The sequence below is a fragment of the Paracoccus alkenifer genome, from assembly GCF_900108405.1.
Classification (GTDB): domain Bacteria; phylum Pseudomonadota; class Alphaproteobacteria; order Rhodobacterales; family Rhodobacteraceae; genus Paracoccus; species Paracoccus alkenifer.
Map to the genome: position 1 here is coordinate 312103 of NZ_FNXG01000003.1, position 19122 is coordinate 331224.

21 protein-coding genes and 1 pseudogene are annotated in these 19122 nt (G+C 68.5%); 6 read left to right on the top strand and 16 right to left on the bottom strand.

Annotated elements, in window-relative coordinates; genetic code table 11:
• Nucleotides 1-80: 80 nt before the first annotated feature.
• From BLW83_RS09835 to BLW83_RS09850, 5 genes and pseudogenes are all read right to left on the bottom strand, one after another.
• Nucleotides 81-920, bottom strand: a complete 840-nt coding sequence (locus tag BLW83_RS09835; protein ID WP_177172540.1) for a ferredoxin--NADP reductase — start codon at nucleotides 918-920, stop codon at nucleotides 81-83.
• A 43-nt stretch (nucleotides 921-963) separates the two neighbouring features.
• Nucleotides 964-1407, bottom strand: coding sequence for a DUF934 domain-containing protein (locus BLW83_RS15825; protein WP_218139117.1), 444 nt, complete (start codon nucleotides 1405-1407; stop codon nucleotides 964-966).
• Between the two features lie 111 nt (nucleotides 1408-1518).
• Nucleotides 1519-2223 (bottom strand): annotated as a pseudogene (locus tag BLW83_RS15830) (phosphoadenylyl-sulfate reductase); the annotation flags it as partial.
• Entirely contained in the window at nucleotides 2220-3893 is a 1674-nt protein-coding gene (locus BLW83_RS09845) for a nitrite/sulfite reductase (protein ID WP_090848028.1), read from the bottom strand. The gene BLW83_RS09845 and the pseudogene BLW83_RS15830, both read right to left, overlap by 4 nt.
• Entirely contained in the window at nucleotides 3886-4230 is a 345-nt protein-coding gene (locus BLW83_RS09850; protein WP_090848029.1) for a DUF2849 domain-containing protein, read from the bottom strand. Before BLW83_RS09850 ends, BLW83_RS09845 begins: the two co-directional genes overlap by 8 nt.
• Before the next feature lie 119 nt (nucleotides 4231-4349).
• On the opposite strand from BLW83_RS09850, the gene BLW83_RS09855 reads away from it, so the two are divergent.
• Together BLW83_RS09855 and BLW83_RS09860 are read left to right on the top strand one after the other, a co-directional pair.
• The gene (locus BLW83_RS09855; protein ID WP_090848030.1) at nucleotides 4350-4838 is read left to right on the top strand and encodes an Lrp/AsnC family transcriptional regulator; all 489 of its coding nucleotides are present in this window, start codon (nucleotides 4350-4352) and stop codon (nucleotides 4836-4838) included.
• A gap of 70 nt (nucleotides 4839-4908) precedes the next feature.
• Nucleotides 4909-5631 carry a CDP-alcohol phosphatidyltransferase family protein gene (locus BLW83_RS09860; RefSeq protein ID WP_090848031.1) on the top strand — a complete coding sequence of 241 codons (723 nt, stop codon included), beginning with the start codon at nucleotides 4909-4911 and terminating at the stop codon, nucleotides 5629-5631.
• Here the strand turns inward: BLW83_RS09860 and BLW83_RS09865 are convergent.
• Nucleotides 5628-6611 carry a lytic transglycosylase domain-containing protein gene (locus BLW83_RS09865; RefSeq protein ID WP_245728763.1) on the bottom strand — a complete coding sequence of 328 codons (984 nt, stop codon included), beginning with the start codon at nucleotides 6609-6611 and terminating at the stop codon, nucleotides 5628-5630. The genes BLW83_RS09860 and BLW83_RS09865 overlap by 4 nt on opposite strands.
• Before the next feature lie 162 nt (nucleotides 6612-6773).
• The gene (locus tag BLW83_RS09870; protein ID WP_090848032.1) at nucleotides 6774-7568 is read right to left on the bottom strand and encodes a L,D-transpeptidase; all 795 of its coding nucleotides are present in this window, start codon (nucleotides 7566-7568) and stop codon (nucleotides 6774-6776) included.
• A 368-nt stretch (nucleotides 7569-7936) separates the two neighbouring features.
• Between BLW83_RS09870 and BLW83_RS09875 the strand changes: the two genes are divergently transcribed.
• Nucleotides 7937-8215, top strand: coding sequence for a GlsB/YeaQ/YmgE family stress response membrane protein (locus BLW83_RS09875; RefSeq protein WP_090848033.1), 279 nt, complete (start codon nucleotides 7937-7939; stop codon nucleotides 8213-8215).
• 5 nt (nucleotides 8216-8220) lie between these two features.
• Here BLW83_RS09875 and BLW83_RS09880 read toward each other — a convergent pair whose 3' ends face one another.
• Complete coding sequence (locus BLW83_RS09880; protein ID WP_090848034.1) at nucleotides 8221-8643, bottom strand: hypothetical protein; 423 nt, start codon at nucleotides 8641-8643, stop codon at nucleotides 8221-8223.
• Between the two features lie 146 nt (nucleotides 8644-8789).
• Here BLW83_RS09880 and BLW83_RS09885 point away from each other — a divergent pair, with 146 nt between their 5' ends.
• On the top strand, nucleotides 8790-10436 hold the full coding sequence (locus tag BLW83_RS09885; protein ID WP_090848035.1) for an MFS transporter: 1647 nt from the start codon (nucleotides 8790-8792) through the stop codon (nucleotides 10434-10436).
• Nucleotides 10437-10571: 135 nt separating this feature from the next.
• On the top strand, nucleotides 10572-10841 hold the full coding sequence (locus tag BLW83_RS09890) for a TFIIB-type zinc ribbon-containing protein (protein ID WP_090848182.1): 270 nt from the start codon (nucleotides 10572-10574) through the stop codon (nucleotides 10839-10841).
• Between the two features lie 127 nt (nucleotides 10842-10968).
• Here the strand turns inward: BLW83_RS09890 and BLW83_RS09895 are convergent, their stop codons facing one another.
• Entirely contained in the window at nucleotides 10969-11931 is a 963-nt protein-coding gene (locus tag BLW83_RS09895) for an L-malyl-CoA/beta-methylmalyl-CoA lyase (RefSeq protein WP_090848036.1), read from the bottom strand.
• A 170-nt stretch (nucleotides 11932-12101) separates the two neighbouring features.
• Here BLW83_RS09895 and BLW83_RS09900 point away from each other — a divergent pair, with 170 nt between their 5' ends.
• Nucleotides 12102-12974: a D-amino-acid transaminase gene (locus BLW83_RS09900; protein WP_090848037.1), complete on the top strand. Its 873-nt coding sequence runs from the start codon at nucleotides 12102-12104 to the stop codon at nucleotides 12972-12974.
• A gap of 102 nt (nucleotides 12975-13076) precedes the next feature.
• On the opposite strand, the gene BLW83_RS09905 is transcribed toward BLW83_RS09900, so the two are convergent.
• The 7 genes from BLW83_RS09905 to BLW83_RS09935 form a co-directional block, all read right to left on the bottom strand.
• Nucleotides 13077-14114 carry an amino acid ABC transporter substrate-binding protein gene (locus tag BLW83_RS09905; RefSeq protein ID WP_090848038.1) on the bottom strand — a complete coding sequence of 346 codons (1038 nt, stop codon included), beginning with the start codon at nucleotides 14112-14114 and terminating at the stop codon, nucleotides 13077-13079.
• A gap of 116 nt (nucleotides 14115-14230) precedes the next feature.
• Nucleotides 14231-14968 carry an ATP12 family chaperone protein gene (locus BLW83_RS09910; RefSeq protein WP_090848183.1) on the bottom strand — a complete coding sequence of 246 codons (738 nt, stop codon included), beginning with the start codon at nucleotides 14966-14968 and terminating at the stop codon, nucleotides 14231-14233.
• Nucleotides 14965-15615 (bottom strand): HAD-IA family hydrolase, encoded by a 651-nt coding sequence (locus tag BLW83_RS09915; RefSeq protein WP_090848039.1) that lies wholly within the window; start codon nucleotides 15613-15615, stop codon nucleotides 14965-14967. Before BLW83_RS09915 ends, BLW83_RS09910 begins: the two co-directional genes overlap by 4 nt.
• Nucleotides 15612-16661, bottom strand: coding sequence for an RluA family pseudouridine synthase (locus BLW83_RS09920; RefSeq protein WP_090848040.1), 1050 nt, complete (start codon nucleotides 16659-16661; stop codon nucleotides 15612-15614). The genes BLW83_RS09915 and BLW83_RS09920 overlap by 4 nt, the downstream gene beginning before the upstream one ends.
• Nucleotides 16658-17032 (bottom strand): fluoride efflux transporter CrcB, encoded by a 375-nt coding sequence (crcB, locus tag BLW83_RS09925; RefSeq protein WP_090848041.1) that lies wholly within the window; start codon nucleotides 17030-17032, stop codon nucleotides 16658-16660. Before crcB ends, BLW83_RS09920 begins: the two co-directional genes overlap by 4 nt.
• Nucleotides 17033-17078: 46 nt before the next feature.
• Nucleotides 17079-18434 (bottom strand): replication-associated recombination protein A, encoded by a 1356-nt coding sequence (locus BLW83_RS09930; protein WP_090848042.1) that lies wholly within the window; start codon nucleotides 18432-18434, stop codon nucleotides 17079-17081.
• 62 nt (nucleotides 18435-18496) lie between these two features.
• Nucleotides 18497-19090: an acyl-homoserine-lactone synthase gene (locus BLW83_RS09935; protein WP_090848043.1), complete on the bottom strand. Its 594-nt coding sequence runs from the start codon at nucleotides 19088-19090 to the stop codon at nucleotides 18497-18499.
• Between the last annotated feature and the right edge of the window lie 32 nt (nucleotides 19091-19122).

Consider the following 19122-nt stretch of genomic DNA (forward strand, 5'->3'; position numbering starts at 1 on the left):
GGCCTGCTTTCATCTTGCCATAAATATCCGGGGGATCGTCGCATACGACGATGGGGCCGGCCCCCGCTGCGGTCAGAGGATCAGACGCCTTCGCCGACGAAAGCCTTTTCGACCACGAATTCGCGCGGGTCGGAATTGGCGCCCTCGCGCAGGTCGAACCCCTCAAGCACCTTGGTCACATCAAGGTTCAGCGCCATGCTGCCGCAGACCATTGCGCGGTCGTCCGCCGGGTTCATGGCGGGCAGCCCAAGGTCCGCGAACACCTTGCCCGAGGCGAGGTTGTCGGTGATCCGGCCGCGGCGGGGGTATTCCTCGCGCGTGGCGGTGGGGTAATAAAGCAGGCGGTCGGCAAAGCTGTCGCCGTAGATCTCGGTCAGCAGCGGGTCGTCCTTGAGACCCTCGACCAGTTCGCGGCCGTATTCCAGTTCCGCGACCTTGCGGCAGGTGTGCATCAGGATCACCTGCTCATACCGCTCATACGTCTCGGGGTCGCGCAGCAGCGAGGCAAAGGGCGCGATGCCGGTGCCGGTGGCCAGGAACCACAGCCGCTTGCCGGGCAGCAGCGCGTCCAGCACCAGCGTGCCCACCGGTTTCGGGCGCAGGATGATCTGGTCGCCCGGCTTGATGTGTTGCAGCCGCGAGGTCAGCGGCCCGTCCGGCACCTTGATCGAATAGAATTCCAGCTCGTCGTCCCAGTTGGGCGAGGCGATGGAATAGGCGCGCAGGATCGGCTTGCCGCGTTCGTCCGGCAGCCCGATCATCACGAACTCGCCCGAACGGAAGCGCAGGCTGGGCGGCCGCGTCACGCGAAAGGAAAACAGCGTGTCGGTCCAGTGCTGGACCGAGGTCACGGTCTGCGCATCGGGCATGATGTTGGCAGTCGATTTCGGGGCGTCGGCCAAGGGAATATCCAGCGTCATCGTCAGGGTTCCGCAATCAGATAGGTGAAAACAGCGGCCGGGACTAGCCCGCCAGCCGCGACCTGTGGTCCCAGTCCTGCCAGTCGGCGCGGGCCAGCCACTGCTCTTGCGGCTGGCGGCGGGCCAGTTCGGCCGGGATCTGCACCTCGTCGATGCCGACGCGGCGGGCCATGGCATATTGGTCGGCGATCAGCGCGCCGGTGGCGCGGATACGGCCCGAGAACCCCTGTTCGCGCAGCAGCCGCGCCAGGGTAAACCCGCGCCCGTCGGTCATCGCCGGAAACTCGACTGCGACCAGGCTTGCACCCAGACAGGGCGCGAGCGCCGCCGGGTCGCTGTCGGGCGGCAGGGCCACGTCGGGGGCGGTATCGACCGGGTGGAACCCGTCGTCGCGGACCAGCACGGGGGCATCCGCGGGTGCGGCAGCGGGGCCAGCGGCGGCGGCGGCGGGCTGGCGCGCGGGGGCCGTAGGTGCGGCGGTGGTCATCTCGTCGTCCTTGCTAAGCGGGCCGGGACCGGCGCCCCGCAGGGGCAGCGGCGCGGCCGATGGGCGGGGGGCGGAAACAGGCTCGGCGGGCAGCGGCGCCACGGGGCGGGGCTTGCCGCCGATGAAATGGATGCCGCATTCGGTCTTTTCCGCGCCCCGCCAACGGCCTGCACGCGGATCCTCGCCGGCCTTCACCGCCGAGGTGCAGGGCGCGCAACCGATCGAGGGGTAGCCGCGCGCCACCAGCGGATGCCGGGGCAGCGCGTTTTCCTCCATGTATTCAGCCACATCCTGCGGGCGCCAATGCGCCAGCGGGTTCACGCGCAGCCGCAGCGGCGGCTCGGGTTCAAAGAAGTCCAGCCCGCTCCGCTCGCCGCCCTGAAAGCGCTTGCGGCCGGTGATCCAGGCATCAAAGCCGGACAGCGCCCGTTCCAGCGGCACCACCTTGCGCAGGTCGCAGCAGGCGTCGGTGTCGCGCTGGTGCAGCCGGCCGTCGGGGTCCGCCTCGGCCAGCGCGGCGTCATCGGCGCGGATCACGCGGATGTCGGTCAGCGGCAGGGCTGCGGCGATCTGTCGCTGATACTCCAGCGTCTCGGGGAACAGCATCCGCGTGTCGACGAACAGCACCGGCGTGTCCGGCGCGGCCACCGACAGCATGTGCAGCAGCACCACCGATTCCGCCCCGAACGAGGACACCAGCGCCACCCGCCCCAGTTCCGGGTCGGCCAGCGCATGGCGCAGCACCTGCACCGCGGCGTGGTTGCGATAGCGGGCGTTCAGCCTGGCGGCGCGGGTTTCAAGATCCGGGGCGATCATTTCGCGGCCTTCCCGTCGGCGGCCTCGGGGTAAAGCGCGGCGCGGAACGGGGCCGCGCCCAGCCGGCGCAGCGCGTCGATAAAGCGTTCCTCGGGCGCGTCGCGCAAGCCCAGATAGGCGTCGATCAGCCGCCCGATCGCGGGCACCACCTGATCATAGGGGAAACCGGCGCCGGCACGCTCGCCAATCGAGGGGATTTCATACCCGTCGCCGCCCAGTGTGATCTGGTAGTTTTCCACCCCCGCCCGATCCAGCCCGAGAATGCCGACATGGCCCAGATGGTGATGGCCGCAGGCGTTGATGCACCCCGAGATCCGCAGGTCAAAGGGGCCGATGTCGTCCTCAAGATCGCGGGCGCGGACGTAATCGGCCAACTCGCGCGCGATGGGGATCGAGCGGGCGGTGGCGAGGGTGCAGAAATCCATCCCGGGGCAGGAAATGATGTCGGTGATCCGGCCCTTGTTCGCCGTGGCCAGCCCCGCATCGCGCAGCGCCGCATACAGCGCGGGCAGCTCGCTGCGGTGGACATGGGGCAGCACGATGTTCTGGTCATGCGCGATGCGCAGGTCGGAATACGCGTGGCGTTCGGCCAGATCGGCCAGCAGCCGCATCTGCGCGGCGGTGCAGTCGCCCGGCGTCATGTCGGGGGCTTTCAGCGTGACGGTCACGCTGGCATGGCCCGGCTGGCGGTGGGGCGACAGGTTGGTGTCGGACCAGGCGCGAAACGAGGGATTCGCGGCAAGGGCGATCTCATACCCCGTATCGTCGGGCGCGCGGAACCGCGGCGCGGCGAAACGGGCGCGCAGCTCGTCCAGCAGCGCCTCGGGGGCGCCGCTGCTGAACACGGCCTTGCGGCGAAGAAACTCGGCCTCGATTTCCTCGCGCAGAACCTCAAGCCCGCGCTCGGCCACGGTGATCTTGAGCCGGGCCTTGTATTTGTTGTCCCGCCGGCCCGACAGGTTATAGGCGGCCAGGATCGACTCGATATAGGGCAGCAGATCGGCGGCGGGCAGGAAATCACGCACCACCTTGCCGATCAGGGGGGTGCGGCCAAGGCCGCCGCCGATCCAGACCTCGAAACCCACCTCGCGCCCCTGCCGGCGCAGGCGCAGGCCGATGTCATGGGCGGGAATCACGGCGCGGTCACGCTCGCCCCCCGAAATCGCGATCTTGAACTTGCGGGGCAGGAACTGGAACTCGGCGTGGTCGGTGGACCAATAGCGCAGCAGTTCGGCCCAGGGGCGCGGATCCTCGATCTCATCCGCGGCGGCGCCGGCAAAGGCGTCGGTGGTGACGTTGCGCACGGTGTTGCCGCTGGTCTGGATGGCGTGCAGCCCGACATCGGCCAGCGCGTCCAGCATGTCGGGAATATCGACCAGCGCCGCCCAGTGGAACTGGATGTTCTGCCGCGTGGTGAAATGCCCGTAGCCGCGGTCCCAGCGCTCGGCGATGCGCGCCAGCCCGCGCATCTGCGCCGGGCTGATAGTGCCATAGGGGATCGCTACCCGCAGCATATATGCGTGCAGTTGCAGATAGACCCCGTTCATCAACCGCAAGGGGCGGAACTCGTCCTCGGTCAGGCTGCCGTCGATGCGGCGGGCGACCTGCGCGCGGAATTGCGCGGCGCGGTGGCGCAGATAGCTGCGCCCGTCGGTGGCGGCGTCAAACATGGGCGGCCTCGTGGGTTTCATGGCTTTGGCTGAAATGGGGGGCGCTGGTCTCGACCGAGGGGCCGGACTGGCGGAATGCCTCGCGGAAATGCACAGGCACCGGCAGGCCGTCGGCGTCGCGCCCCGATTGGGTCAGATAGGGGCCGACCACGACGCCCGGCTGCGCCTCGGCTGCGGCCAGCGCCGCATCGGCGGCTTGCGCATCCTCAAACAGCACCGCGGCGCGCGGGTCGGTGCCCCAGCCACAGGGCGTCATCCACACGGACAGGCCGTCACGCAGACGGTTGGCCGTCAGCACGACCGGGGTCGAGGGCGAGGGGACAAGGCTTCTGGACATGGTGTTGACCTGTTATGAATCGCTGCCATTCTAGAAAATACATGTTGCAAAATGCCAGATAGCGACCAAAATAAGGACGGACTTCCGCCCCAAGATCACCACAAGGAAAATCCGCCCAGATGAGCGACCCGCAACAGAACCCGGTCCGGCTGGATGCGCTGGACCGCAAGATCCTGTCCCTGCTGCAACAGGACGCCAGCCTGCCGCTGGAGGAAATCGCTACCCGCGCCGGGGCCTCGCGCACGCCGGTGTGGAACCGGATCCGGCGGATGCGCGAGCAGGGGGTGATCCGCGGGCAGGTCGCGCTGCTGGACGCCGAAGCGCTGGGGCTAGAGGCGTGTTTCTTTGTGCTGGTCCGCACCACCGAACACGACGCCGACTGGGCCGCGCGCTTTCTGGCCGCCGTCCGCGCCCGCCCCGAGGTGGTCGAGGCGCACCGGCTGGCGGGCGACGTGGACTATATCCTCAAGGTGGTGGTGCGCAACGCGCGCGCCTATGACCGCTTCTATCAGTCGCTGATTGCCGAGGTCCGCATCCAGAACGTCACCGCGCTGCTGTCGATGGAGGAAATGAAGGCGACCCATGCCCTGCCGATCCCGCCGGGCTGAACCGCCTGCCACCCCGGCCGGGTTGCAGGCCGACTTGCGCGGAACCTTTGGGAATGCGACACAGCCGCCCATGAATCTGCGCTACAAGGCCCTTGGGGTCCACCTGCTTACCGCCACGGGCGCCGTCCTGTCGATGCTGGCCCTGCTGGCCGCGGTCGAGGAAAACTGGTCGGCCATGTTCAGCTGGCTGATCGTGGCGCTGGTGGTGGATGCGGTCGACGGGCCGCTGGCGCGCCGCTATCTGGTCAAGGTCAACTGGCCGACCTACGACGGCGTGCTGATGGACCTGATCATCGACTATCTGACCTATGTGTTCATCCCCGCCTTTGCCCTGTTCAAGTCGGGGCTGCTGACGGGGTGGAGCGGCTGGCTGGCCATCATCGCCATCGTCTATGGCTCGGTCGTCTATTTCGTCGATACGCGGATGAAGACGGTGGACAACAGCTTTTCCGGGTTTCCGGCCTGCTGGAACATGGTGGTGCTGGTGCTGTTCGCGCTGAAGCCGCCGGAATGGGCGATCCTGCTGGTGGTGGTGGTGCTGACCGTGGCGATGTTCCTGCCGGTGCGCTTCATCCACCCGGTGCGCACCGCGCGCTGGCGGGCGGTGTCGCTGCCGATGGCGGCGGCCTGGGTGGTGTTTGCGGCCTGGGCGATCGCGGTCGGGTTCCACCCGCAAAGCTGGGCGCTGTGGGGGCTTACGCTCAGCTCGCTGTGGCTGATCGGCGTCGGCGTGGCGCAGCAGCTGCTGCCGCCGCCGGCGCTGCGGGTGCGACAGGCGCCCCGGCCCCGCTAGTTCTTCAGCACGATGCAGCGGCCGCCGACGGCGCGGAACTGGTTGCAGAACGCGTTCGCCTCGCCGCGCGAGGCATAGCCGACCTGCGCGGTATAGACCCGCCGCCCGGTGCCCGACAGCGTCTTGCGCACATAGCCGATCCGCTTGCCGCCAAGGATCGGGCGCAGCTGCCGGTTCAGCCGGTCGACCTGCTGCTGCGCGCCCGACTGCCGGGGATGCGAGGCCAGGATCACGCCCCAGGGCCACGCCCGGTCGGCCGGCGCGAATTCCTTGAGCGAGCGGTTCGCCGCCAGCGTGACGCAGGCGTCGGCGAACGCCGCCGCCTTGTCCAGCCGCAGGTCGATCTGCGCGGGCGGTTCATCGCGCCATTTCCACGCATTGTGGCCGGTGATCGCCTCGACGTAATCCTGCGTCTCATAGGGCAGCACCTGCCCGCCGCCGACAAAGTTGCGCGCCCGCCGCTCGCCGCCGTTATAGGCCACCGCCGCCAGCCCGATATTGCCGAAACCGTCGATCAGGAAACGCAGGTAATCGGCCGAGGCATGGATCGCCTTGGCCGGGTTCAGCGGATCGTCCAGCCGGCGGATGCGGGCGGTATCGGGCATGAACTGCGCGATCCCCAACGCCCCGGCCGGAGAGATCGCGGACGGCTCGAACAGGCTTTCCTTCCACAGCAGCCGGGCCAGGAAATGCGGGTCCAGCGCGTTTTCGCCCGCCGCGCGCTCGATGGTGGAACAGACATCGGCGACATAGGTCGCGGCGGAAATGCAGCTGCGTTCGTCCAGCGTGCAGCGACGGTCGGCGCCCTCGGCGCGGGGCTGGCGCGGGCCGATGAAATCGGCGGGAACCGCGGGCTGGACGGGCGCGGGCTGGGCGGCCGGATCGGCCAGCGCGATCACCTGCGGCGCGGGTTCGGCCAGCACGGGACCGCTGAGGACCAACGCGACCGCAGTCGCAACGAAATCGAGCCAGCAGCGCACGGGTCCACCCTTTCTCGCCCACCTCTCCCGCTTAGCAAACCCGCCGGCAAAAGTGAACTGCGCGGGCGGCGCGCGGCGGGAACGGCAAACGCCCGGCGCGGCGGCCGGGCGTTGCGATGGATCAGGGGGGATCAGGCGGCGGGGATCAGGCCGCGCCGCGGGTCACCAGCTGGCGGGGATCGCCTGATAGTCACCGCTGTCGGCAAAGGCGATCGGCTGCGCCTCGGCGGCCACCGGCTCAAGATAGCCGTCCGGGGTCTGGCGCAGCGGCCCCTCCAGCCGGCGCGATTCGTCGGCGGTGCGGACCTTGACCACGGTGCCGTTCGGGATCAGGTCATACAGGTCCATCACGTCCTGGTTGAACAGGCGGATGCAGCCGGCCGAGGTCGCCTTGCCGATCGAGGACGGGTCCATGGTGCCGTGAATCCGATACATGGTGTCCCGGCCGCCCTCATACAGGTAAAGCGCGCGCGACCCCAGCGGGTTCGAGGTGCCGCCGGGAACGCCCTTGGCGAACTGGGCGTAAAGCTCGGGCTCGGTGCGGACCATGTTGGCGGTGGGGGTCCAGGACGGCCAATGCGCCTTGCGCTGGATGGTGGCGGTGCCGGAATAGCCCAGGCCGGCCTTGCCGACCGCGATGCCGACGCGCGTTGCCATGCCCCCGTTCTCGACCAGATACAGCAACCGCGCATAGGGATCGACCACCACCGTGCCCGCCGATTCGGGGCCGTTATAGGGCACGCGGGTGCGGGTGTTGCGGTCGCGCAGATAGGCGGCCTTGATCGCGGGGATCTCGATCGCCTCGCCGCGGGGGCCGGTATCGACGCGGGCCTGATAGATGTCGGGCACGAAATTGCTGGCGGCGGGCGGCGCCCCTCCTTCGGTCGGAGGAGGGGTGGGGCCGCAGGCCGCAAGGCCCAGAGCGCAGACCAAAAGGGCAGCAGGGGCGAAACGCATCTAGGATATTCCTTCAGTGGTGGCAGGGCAGAAGTGCCGCGGGACGGCCACCGGGTTGGCAACGCTGTAGAGATGATTCGCGCGCCGTCGCGCAAACCTCTCAGATCAACCCATAACGCCGTGAGACCCGACACGCCGTCAAGAAACGCCCCCGCGAGCGCCTGAGTTCGTGGCAAAAATGCCGCGCACGCGATTTTTTGATCACGCGTCAGCTACAGGCGGAATGACGCCCGCACCGGGCCGCCTGCCCCGGCGGCGCAAAGCCCGCGGCAAATGCCGCCCTTCACGGAACCAAAAGGGGGGAAGTCGTTGTTCCTACATCATCCGGGCGCGCGCCAAGGCGCCGCCGCACATGAAAGGACAAAGACATGGGCTTTATCGTCGCCATCATCATCGGCGCCATCGCCGGCTGGCTGGCCGGGCAGATCGTCAAGGGCCACGGCCAGGGCACGGTCATGAATATCGTCGTGGGCGTGGTCGGCGCGCTGATCGCCGCCTTTCTGTTCCCGGCGATGGGCTGGAACATCGGCGCCGGTCCCGCGGTCGGCAACACCCTCGCCGGACCCAGCTTTCTGGGATCGGTGATCTTTGCCACCATCGGTGCCGTGATCCTGCTGCTGATCCTGCAACTGTTCAACCGCCGCTGAGGCGGTCAGGGCCGGGCCGCGGCGTTGTCGGCGATCTGCCGCGCGATCTGGGGCCCGATATCCAGCAGCCGGGCGGGCGTCAGCAGGGTCTTGAGCCGCGCCACCGCACGAGGGTCAAGATCACGCCCCTCATACCCCAGCGCGCAGCCGCGCCTCAGCAGCCCGGCTGCCCGCATCCAAAGCGCATCGGCCTCGGTGCCCGCGCCGGCTGCCAGCAGATGCGCATTGCACGCCGTGACGATCAGCAGGCCGCCGACCGGACCCGGCCCCGCGCCATAATGGGCGATGCTGGCGGGCGCCGACAGGATCACCGAATCCACCCCGCGCCCGTCCATGATCGCCCGCAGCGCCAACTGGCGCAGGGCAGGCAGCCCGCGCGGATCTCGCCTGCCCGCCGCCATGCCTGCCGTCACGAAATCGCTGCCCATTCCGCACCCGCTCTGCCCATTCCACCGGTCCCAGCATGATCACCAAAGCCCCCGCGTCAATCGCCCGCCCGGCCGGCGGCGATGGGGTGCGCGGGGCTGCGATAGCGGATTGCCCTTGCCGTCCGATACGCTAGCCTGAACGCGCAATGCCGTCCCCAGCCAGCCGCCCCTCTGCCCTGTCCCCGTTCCGCCACAAGGCGTTCCTGACCCTGTGGTCGGCAACCCTGTTTTCCAATTTTGGCGGCATGGTGCAGGCCGTGGGCGCGGCGTGGCTGATGACCCAGCTGACCGACAGCGCCACGCTGGTGGCGCTGGTGCAGGCGTCAAACACCCTGCCGATCATGATGTTCGCGCTGTTGTCGGGGGCGCTGGCCGACATTTTTGACCGGCGCCGCCAGTTGCTGATCGCGCTGGCGATGATGGCGTCGGTATCGCTGTTTCTGGCGGTGGTCGCGACAATGGGCTGGCTGAACCCCTATAGCCTGCTGGCGCTGACCTTTCTGCTGGGGGTGGGACAGGCGCTTTACAACCCGCCGTGGCAGGCGAGCATGGGCGATCTGGTGCCGCGGGCGGACCTGCCGGCGGCGGTCACGCTGAACTCGGTCGGGTTCAACCTGATGCGCTCGGTCGGGCCGGCGGCGGGCGGGCTGATCGTCGCCGCCTTTGGCGCCGCTGCGGCCTTTGCGGTCAACGCGGCCAGCTATGTGCCGCTGATCGGGGCGCTGACCAGGTGGAAGCCGCCACCCCGCAACGACCTGAAGGCCCCGCCCGAGCCGCTGGGACCGGCCCTGGCCGCCGGGCTGCGCTATGTGGCGCTGTCGCCCAACCTGCTGCGGGTGCTGCTGCGCGCGATGCTGTTCGGCTTTGCCGGCGTGTCGATCCTGGCGCTGCTGCCGCTGATCGCCAAGCAGCACCCCTCTGGCGGGTCGCTGCTGCTGGGGCTGCTGCTGGGTTGTTTCGGGCTGGGGGCGATCCTGGGCGCCGTCATCAACGCCCGTATCCGCGAGCGGCTGAACAACGAAAACGTGGTGCGGGTGGCGTTCATGGGGTTTGCCATCGCCTGCCTGGTCATGTCGCGCAGCGAAAGCATGGTCTGGCAGGCGCTGGCGCTGCTGGTGGCCGGGGCCGGCTGGGTGCTGGCGCTGTCGCTGTTCAACGTAAGCGTGCAGCTGTCCACGCCGCGCTGGGTGGTGGCGCGGGCCATGGCGCTGTATCAAAGCGCGACCTTTGGCGGCATGGCGGCGGGCAGCTGGCTGTGGGGCAGCGTCGCGGGCGCGCGCGGGCTGGACACGGCCTTTGCCGGCGCGGCAGGGCTGCTGATCCTGGGCGCGATCATCGGGCGCTGGTTCAGCCAGCCTGAATTCGGCACGCTCGACCTGGACCCGGCCAACCGCTTTCGCGAGCCGCCGCTGGCGCTGGACCTGCGCGGGCGGTCGGGGCCGATCGTGGTGATGATCGACTTTGAAATCGACCTGAAGGACGCGCCCGAGTTCCTGCGCCTGATGTCCAAGCGCCGCGCCATCCGCCGCCGCGACGGCGCCCGCAACTGGTCGCTGATGCGCGATCTGGAAAACCCGCGGCACTGGACCGAAAGCTATCACATCGCCACCTGGGACGAATATGTCCGCCACAACCTGCGCCACACCATCGCCGATTCCGAAGTGACCGAGGCGGTGCAGGCGCTGCATCGCGGTGCGGCCAAGCCGGTCGTCCACCGCATGATCGAGCGCCACAGCATCAGCCCCGCCGACGACATGCCGCTGCTGGGCAAGATCGAGGTGCCGGGGTCGTGACGCAAATGGGCGCTGCCCCTCGGCCCCGGCGGGGCCTCACCCCGGGATATTTGAACAAGGAAGAAGGGGCGTGCGAGGGCTTGCGCAGGCGCGCGGCCACCCTAACTGATGGAAAGCAAGGGGAGGATGGTGGCGATGAAATGCCCGATGGACGGCGAGACGCTGGTGATGACCGACCGCAGCGGGGTCGAGATCGACTATTGCCCGAAATGCCGCGGCGTATGGCTGGACCGGGGCGAGCTGGACAAGATCATCGAACGCGCCGCGCCCCCCGCGGTCGCCCCTGCGCCGCAAGCCGCGCGCCCCACCGCCGCGCCCGACCTGCACGGGCAGCCGCTATACGACGACCGCCACCGCAAGCCGCGGCGCCGCGAATTGTTCCTGTCGGACCTGTTCGATTTCTGATAACAGCTGTGCCGCAAGGGCGCCCTGCTGAATGGGGACAGGCCCCGGGCTGGGCACGGGACCTGTCACTCCTCCCCCGAAAACGGCGGCCTCCCCGCCGACCGTCCCGGGTATGTCTGCGCCGGCTTCAGGCCCCGGCCGAAATCATTTCAGCCTGACGCACGATCACTTCTGCCTGACGAATCGAGGCGATGTCAACCAGTCTACCTTTGTATACCGCGGCCCCAGCGCCAGATTTCTGCGCCTGATCCATGGCGGCGATGATCTCGCGCGCCTCGGTCACGGCAGCGTCCGAAGGGGAAAACACCTCGTTCGCCAGCGCGATCTGGCTGGGGTGGATCGCCCATTTCCCGACCATGCCCAGCGTGGCCGAGCGCAGCGCCTGCGCGCGGAACCCGTCCTCGTCGCTGAAATCGCCAAAGGGGCCGTCCACCGGCAGCACCCCATGCGTGCGGCACGCCGCCACGATTGCCGTCTGCGCCCAGTGCCACGGGTCGGACCAGTATTTCTGCCCCTCGCGCGCCATGTAATAGTTTTCCTGCGTGCCGCCGATGCCGGTGGTCGCCATCCCCATGCTGGCGGCGAAATCGGCGGCGCCCAGGCTCATCGCCTGAAGGCGCGGGCTCGATGCCGCGATTTCCTCGACATGGGAAATGCCGGCCGCGGTCTCGATGATGACTTCAAAGCTGATGGGTTTCTTGCGACCCTTTGCGCGCTCGATGGCGGTGACCAGCGCATCGACGGCATAGATGTCGGCGGCACAGCCGGCCTTGGGGATCATGATCTGGTCCAGCCGGTCGCCAGCCTGTTCCAGCAGGTCCACCACGTCGCGATACCAATAGGGCGTGTCCAGCCCGTTGATGCGCACCGACAGGGTCTTGTTGCCCCAGTCGATGTCGTCAATGGCCTGGATGATGTTCCGGCGCGCCTGCTCCTTGTCGTCGGGCGCCACCGAATCCTCAAGGTCGAGGTTGATCACATCCGCCGCCGAGGCCGCCATCTTGGCAAACAGTTGCGTGCGCGAGCCGGGTCCGAACAGCTGGCAGCGGTTCAGGCGGGCGGGCGGGGCGGGTTGAAGCCGGAAGGACATGGGCACCTCTGGGCAATGATGTTTCGTCGCTTGCTGGGCGGGTGATAGATTATTGCTGCACCCGCAGCAAGGCTTGCGGCAAGGCTTTCTGCGCCTGCACCCCCGGGCGACGGTTGAACCGCCCGCCGCATTGGCGCAGAACCGGCCCAGCACCCTTCCCGGAGAAACCAATGACCCGCACCGTATTCGTCAACGGCAGCTACCTGCCCGAGGCTCAAGCCACCGTCTCGATCTTTGACCGCGGCTTTCTGATGGCCGACGGCGTGTATGAGGTGGTCAGCGTGCTGGACGGCCGCCTGCTGGATTTCGACGGGCACATGGCGCGGCTGGGGCGCTCGCTGGACGCGCTGGGGATCGCGCAGCCGATGACCGACACGGAATGGCTGGCGGCCCAACGCCGGCTGGTCGCCGACAACGCCATCACCGACGGTCTGGTCTATCTGCAAGTCACCCGCGGCAACCCCGGCGACCGCGACTTTGCCTATCCGCCCGCGGACACGCCGCCCACCGTGGTGATGTTCACCCAGTCGAAACCGGGATTGGCCGACAACCCGCAGGCGCAGACCGGGCTGCGCATCTGCACCGTCCCCGACATCCGCTGGGCGCGGCGCGACATCAAGACGGTGCAGCTGCTCTACCCCTCGATGGCCAAGATGGAGGCCAAGGCCCGCGACTGCGACGACGCCTGGCTGGTGGAGGACGGGCCGACGGGCAAGGTGGTGACCGAGGGCACCTCGAACAACGCCTATATCGTCAAGGGCGGCAGCATCGTCACCCGGGCGCTGTCGAACGACATCCTGCACGGCATCACCCGCGCCGCGGTGCTGCGCTTCGCGCGCGAGGCGCAGATGAATGTCGAGGAACGCAGCTTCACCGTGGACGAGGCCAAGGCCGCGGACGAGGCATTCATCACCTCGGCCTCGGCCTTCGTGATGCCGGTGGTGGAAATCGACGGCGCAAGGCTGGGCGACGGCCAGCCCGGCCCGGTCGCCCTCCGCCTGCGCGAGATCTATCTTGAGGAAAGCCGCAAGACCGCGATCTGACCTGCGCCGGCCGCGCCCGCCCCGGCGCGGCCCTCATCCGCCGGCAGGGACTTCTTTCTGGCGCAAATACCCCTGCGGCCACGCGGTCAACGCGGCGCTGCCTTAGCGGAACGGCATCGCATACATCAGCCCGCCCTGGGTCCACAGCGCGTTCAACCCGCGCGGCAGCCCGATGGGGGTCTGTTCGCCGATATTGGCGGCAAAGATCTCGCCATAATTGCCCGAGGCGGCAATGGCGCGCTTGGCCCATTCGCGGTCCAGCCCCATCATCGCGCCGTAATCGTCCGAAATCCCCAGCATCCGCTGCACATCGGGGTTGTTCGACGATTTCGACAGCTCTTCGAGATTGGCCGAGGTCACGCCGTATTCCTCGGCCGAGATCAGCGCGAACAGCGTCCAGCGCACGATATCGGCCCAGTTGTCGTCGCCGTGACGCACCGCCGGGGCCAGCGGTTCCTTGGAAATGATCTCGGGCAGGATGACATGGTTGTCGGGGTCGGCAAAGGCCGCGCGGGTGGCCGCCAGCCCCGAGGCATCGGTGGTATAGGCGTCGCAGGCTCCCGCCATGTATTGCTGTTCGCCCTCGGAATTCGAATCGACGTGGACCACCTGATAGGTCAGGTTGTTCGCGCGGAACCAATCGGCAAGGTTCATCTGCGTCGAGGTGTCGGACTGCACGCAGATGGTCTTGTCGTCCAGATCCATCGCCGAGGTCACGCCCAGATCCTTGCGGACCATGAACCCCTGCCCGTCGTAATAATTCACCGCGGTAAAGCTGAACTTCATCGAGACATCGCGCTGAAAGGTCCAGGTCGAGTTGCGCGCCAGCAGATCCACCTCGCCCGATTCCAGCGCGGTAAAGCGGGACTGGCCGGTGGTGGGGACGTATTTCACCTTTGAGGTGTCGCCCAGAACCGCCGCCGCCACCGCCTTGCAGATCGCCACGTCGAACCCCGACCAGTTGCCGTTGGCGTCGGGGGCGGCGAAACCGACCAGCCCGGTATTGACGCCGCAATTCAGCATGTCGCGTTCCCTGACCTGGGCCAGGGTGTCGCCCTCGTCGGCGATCGCGGCAACGGGCCCCATCACCATGGCCGTGGCCATGGCTGCCACCGAGGCCGGGAATAGCTTGTTCCGCATGGACACCCTCTCTGTTGACGGCCGGATCTGCGCCCGACGCGTTATTCGCGGCCCTGCCCGCCGGCGCAACCCAAACGCCCTGATACGGAAACAATTTGTCGGGATCGGGCCGTCCGTCAAGCGTTATGGCCAGCGTCGGGGCCGCCGCACAATAGACGCAACAGCCGCTCGGCCACAAGCATTGCCTCAAGCCTTGCGGCGGCGGCGGCGTCTGCCTCGGCGTCGCGGCCCCATAGCGCGGCCTGATGTTCATCGTCGATACGCGCAAGCCCATGCGCCGCGGCCGCATCCAGACGCCCGTGCAGCACCGCCAGCCCCAGGATCAGCGAGCCGGGGATCGTCACCAGATCATGCACCGCCGTCAGTTGCCAGGGCGTCAGCGCATCCAGCCGCGCCCGCAGCCGCGCCAGCGCCCCCACGTCCTGCGCGACCGGGATCACCCCTTGCGTCACCCGCAGCCTCGCGCCCAGCTCGCCTGCCGCCCAGTCAAGCAGCGGATCCCACCCCGCCGCCTGCTGCGCGGCAAGTTCCTCGGGATGGGCGGCGCGATAGCACAAAAGATCGGTGCCGCCGTATTCGGCCAGCATCCCCGCCACCCCCGCAAATTGCGGCGCAACCCGTTCGACGGCCGAATTGACCGCCCGGGTCAGCGGCATTGTTGCAGGCGCAATCACATCCTGCTGCGCCTCCCATTCCGCGGCCACCGCCTGCGCCAGCGCCTGCGTCGGCAGCAGCAGCGGCAGCTTGCCGGGGGTGCGCAGGGCGCGCTGGTCCAGCCGCAGCTGCCAGCCGTCGCCCAGCGGCTCGATGGTGGTGGTGGTCCAGAACCGCCGCGCCCGCCATTCGCCGCTCATGCCGCCCACTCCTCGATCAGCGCGTGCAGCTGCTGGAAATCCGTCGCGACCGAGCGGGCGCCGGCGGCAAACAGCTCGGCCGCCGGGTGGTGGCCCCAGCCGACGCCCAGCCCGGCGATGCCCGCGTTGCGTGCCATCAGCATGTCGAAACTGGTGTCCCCGATCATCACCGCATCCCGCGCGCCGGTGTCCGACAGACACGACAGGATCATCCCCGGCGCCGGTTTCGACGGGTGCCCGTCAGCGCAATGGGTGGCGGCGAAATATTCCCCCAGCCCATGCGCCACCAGCAGCGCGTCCAGCCCGCGCCGCGATTTGCCCGTCGCCACCGCCATCAGCAGGTCGTTTCGCCCGGCCAACTTCCGCAGACAGTCCAGCGCCCCCGGAAACAGCGGCGATTCGGTGGCCGAGCGGGCGGCGAAGTAATGGCTGCGATAGCCCTCGACCACCTCGGCGTGGGCAGAGGGGTCGGCGTCGGGCAGCAGCGTCGCCACCGCAACCGGCAACGACAGCCCGACGATGCTGCTGACCTGCGCCGCCGGCAGCGGCGGCAGCCCGGCGCGGGTGGTCCCCGCCTGCATCGCGGCCATGATCTGCGCGTGGCTGTCGACCAGCGTGCCGTCGATGTCCCAGATGACCAGCTTCATGTGTCCAGCCCCTCGAACGGGTCGGCGGGCACGTCGTTTTCGTGCCAGCCCAGCGTTTTCCACGTCCGCGCCATGTGGTCGGGCAGCGGCGCGGTGATGGTGACGCGCCGCCCCGTCACCGGGTGGTCAAAGGCGATCGAGCGCGCGTGCAGATGCAGCTTGCGGCTGATTTCGCCGCCCAGCTGCGCGCCCCAGCCGTCGCCCAGGTTTTCCTGCCCCGAGCCGCCGTATTTCCCATCGCCGATGATCGGATGCCCCAGTTCCGCCATATGGGCGCGCAGCTGGTGGGTGCGGCCGGTGACCGGCACCAGCGCACACCACGACACCCGGCTGCCAAGGCTGTCCAGCACCGCGTAATCGGTGGTGGCGCGCTTGGCGCCCTCGGTCTGGTCCACGCGGGAGGGGTGGACGCAGATCATCTTTTCGCCCTCGCCCCCGCGGCCATGGCCCGGCGCCTTGACCAGTCCGAAACGGATCGTGCCCAGCTTGGGCGAGGGCACGCCGGCCACCGCCGCCCAATAGATCTTGCGGGTGGTGCGGGCCCGGAATGCCTCGGACAGGCGGCGCGCCACGCGGTCGGTCCGCGCCAGCAGCAGCACCCCCGAGGTGTCCTTGTCCAGCCGATGCACCAGCTTGGGCCGGTCCTTGTAGCCGAACATCAGCGCCGCACCCAGCCCGTCGACATGCCGGTCCCCCTGCCCCGAGCCCCCTTGCGAGGGCAGCCCGGCGGGCTTGTTCAGGGCGATGACGTGTTCGTCCCTCCACAGCACCGCCGACTGGATCATCTGCGCGTCCGATTCGCGCACGACCGCGCGGGGCTGTGCGGGCACCGGCGCGGCGGCGGGTAGCGGCGGAACGCGCACCTCCTGCCCGGCTGCGATGCGTGTCGCGGGCTTGACCCGCCCGGCATCGACGCGGATCTGCCCGGTGCGGCACAGTTTCTCGACCGCGATCTGGTTGAGCTGCGGAAACCGGCGCTTGAGCCAGCGGTCCAGCCGCTGCTCGCCCTCGTCCGCGCCGACGCGGATCACCTGCACGCCGCTCATGCCAGCACCTTTTGTCCAAGGGTCAGCCCCGCCAGCAGCGCCGCCAGCGACAGCCCGACGCTGGCCGCGACATAGGCCAGCGCCACCGCGCCCTGCCCGCGCTGCCACAGCGTCACCGCATCCAGCGAGAACGCCGAAAACGTGGTGAACCCGCCCAAGGCGCCAGTCATCAGCAGCGGCGCCAGCGCATTGCCGCGCCCCGCCAGCACCACCACCAGCAGCCCCATCAGGAACGAGCCCGCCACATTCACCGCCAGCGTCCCCGCCGGAATCCCCGGCCCGAACAGCCGCCCCGCGCCGATATTGACGCCGTGCCGCGCCACGGCCCCCACCGCGCCGCCAAGCGCCACCTGTAAAACCGGATGCATCATCGCGCTGACCTGTAGCCGCGCAGGTGCAAAGTCAACCGATCCGCCATCAGCCCCCTCGCTTCAGCCGCTGGCTGACGAACCAGTCCAGCCGCTTTTTCAGCTCGCGCTCAAAGCCGCGCTCGACGGGGGTGTAAAGCACCGGGCGGCGCATCCCTTCGGGGAAATAATTCTGCCCGGAAAACCCGTCCTCTGCGTCGTGGTCATAGGCATAGCCGGCGCCGTAGCCCTGTTCCTTCATCATCTTGGTCGGGGCATTGAGGATATGGGCGGGCGGCATCAGGCTGCCGGTCTTTTTCGCCTCGGCTCGCGCGGCCTTGTAGGCGGCGTAGCTGGCGTTCGATTTCGGCGCCAGCGCCAGATAGATCACCGCATTGGCCAGCGCGAGTTCACCCTCGGGCGAGCCAAGCCGTTCATACAGCGCCCAGGCGTCCAGGCAGTGGCGCTGCGCGGCGGGGTCGGCCAGGCCGATATCCTCGACCGCCATGCGGGTGATGCGGCGGGCCAGATAGCGGGGATCCTCGCCCCCCTCAAGCATCCGCGCCAGCCAGTAAAGCGCCGCATCGGGGTCCGAGCCGCGCACCGATTTATGCAGCGCGGAAATCAGGTTGTAATGTTCATCGCCCGACTTGTCGTATTTCGCCGCGCGCCGCATCAGCCGCTGCGACAGCTCGGCCGGGCCAAGCGGATGGTCGATCTTCCACGCCATCACCTGCTCGATCAGGTTCAGCACGGCGCGGCCGTCGCCGTCGGCCATGGAAAGCAGCGATTCGCGCGCCTCGCCGGTCAGGGGCAAGGGGCGGCCCAGTTCACGCTCGGCCCGCTGGGCCAGCAGCTCCAGATCGGACAGCTCAAGGCGTTTCAGCACGACGACCTGCGCGCGCGACAGCAACGCGGCGTTCAACTCGAAACTGGGGTTTTCGGTGGTGGCACCGACCAGCAGGATGGTGCCATCCTCCATATGGGGCAGGAAGCTGTCCTGCTGCGCCTTGTTGAAACGGTGGATTTCATCGACGAACAGCAGCGTGCCCTGGCCGGTGGCGTGACGCTGGCGGGCGGCGTCGAACAGCTTGCGCAGCTCGGGGACGCCGGAAAAGATTGCGGAAATCTGCACGAATTCGCGGTCGGTCTGGCTGGCCAGCAGCCGCGCGATGGTGGTCTTGCCGACCCCGGGCGGCCCCCAGAGGATCAGCGACGACAGGCTGCCGGCGGCGAGCATCGCCCCCAGCGGACCGTCCGGCCCCAGCACATGGCCCTGGCCGATGACATCCCCCAGACGCTGCGGGCGGATGCGGTCGGCCAGCGGGCGATGCGCCGGGCGGGCGGATGCGGTCCCCCGCGGGGCATCGCCCCTGCTGCGAGGGTCACGGTCGTCTGGGGCGGGATTGTCGAACAGGTCGGCCATGGCGGGCAGATTACGCTGCCCGCCACACAGAGGGTATCCCCCACACCCCTACCCCGGCCATCTTAGTGCATCTTGCTGGCGAGGTTGATCGAGACGCACTGGAATTCGCCGTCGTCGATCCACATCACCCGTCCGATGGCCTCGGCCTCGACGCCGCAGCGGCCATACCAGCGCGGCCATTTCGCGTCGGTCAGGGCCACCAGCTGCGTGGCGCCCAGTTCGCGCGCCGCCCGCGTCATGGCCCCGGCCATCGTCATATGCACCCGCCGCCGGATCGCCATCGGCGTCGCGTGGTTGACGAACACACGGGTGCATTCCCACACATGCGGGTCGACCGGAGCCTCGCCGAACAGCAGATCCTGCGGGATCGAGCCGCCCAGAATCCCGCGCTGCGCATCCCGGATCATGTAGGAATAGATGCCGCATTGCGCCGTGGTCGGGGTCAGCCGGAAACCTCCGAGCACGTGGTTTTCGCCATCATGCACGGCCACCCAGCGGCTGGCCGGGTTGTCGTACTGGTCATACTCCATCCCGTCGGCCTGGGGCAGATCCCAGTTCTTCTGGATGATGAAGCTTTGACGGCGGGCGCGGAACAGATTGGCGAACAGGTCTCCGTGATTGTGAAGGTTGCTGAAGGAAAGCGTGGTGGTCTGCATGGGTTTTCTCCTGGGGTTTAAGGGTTGGCCCC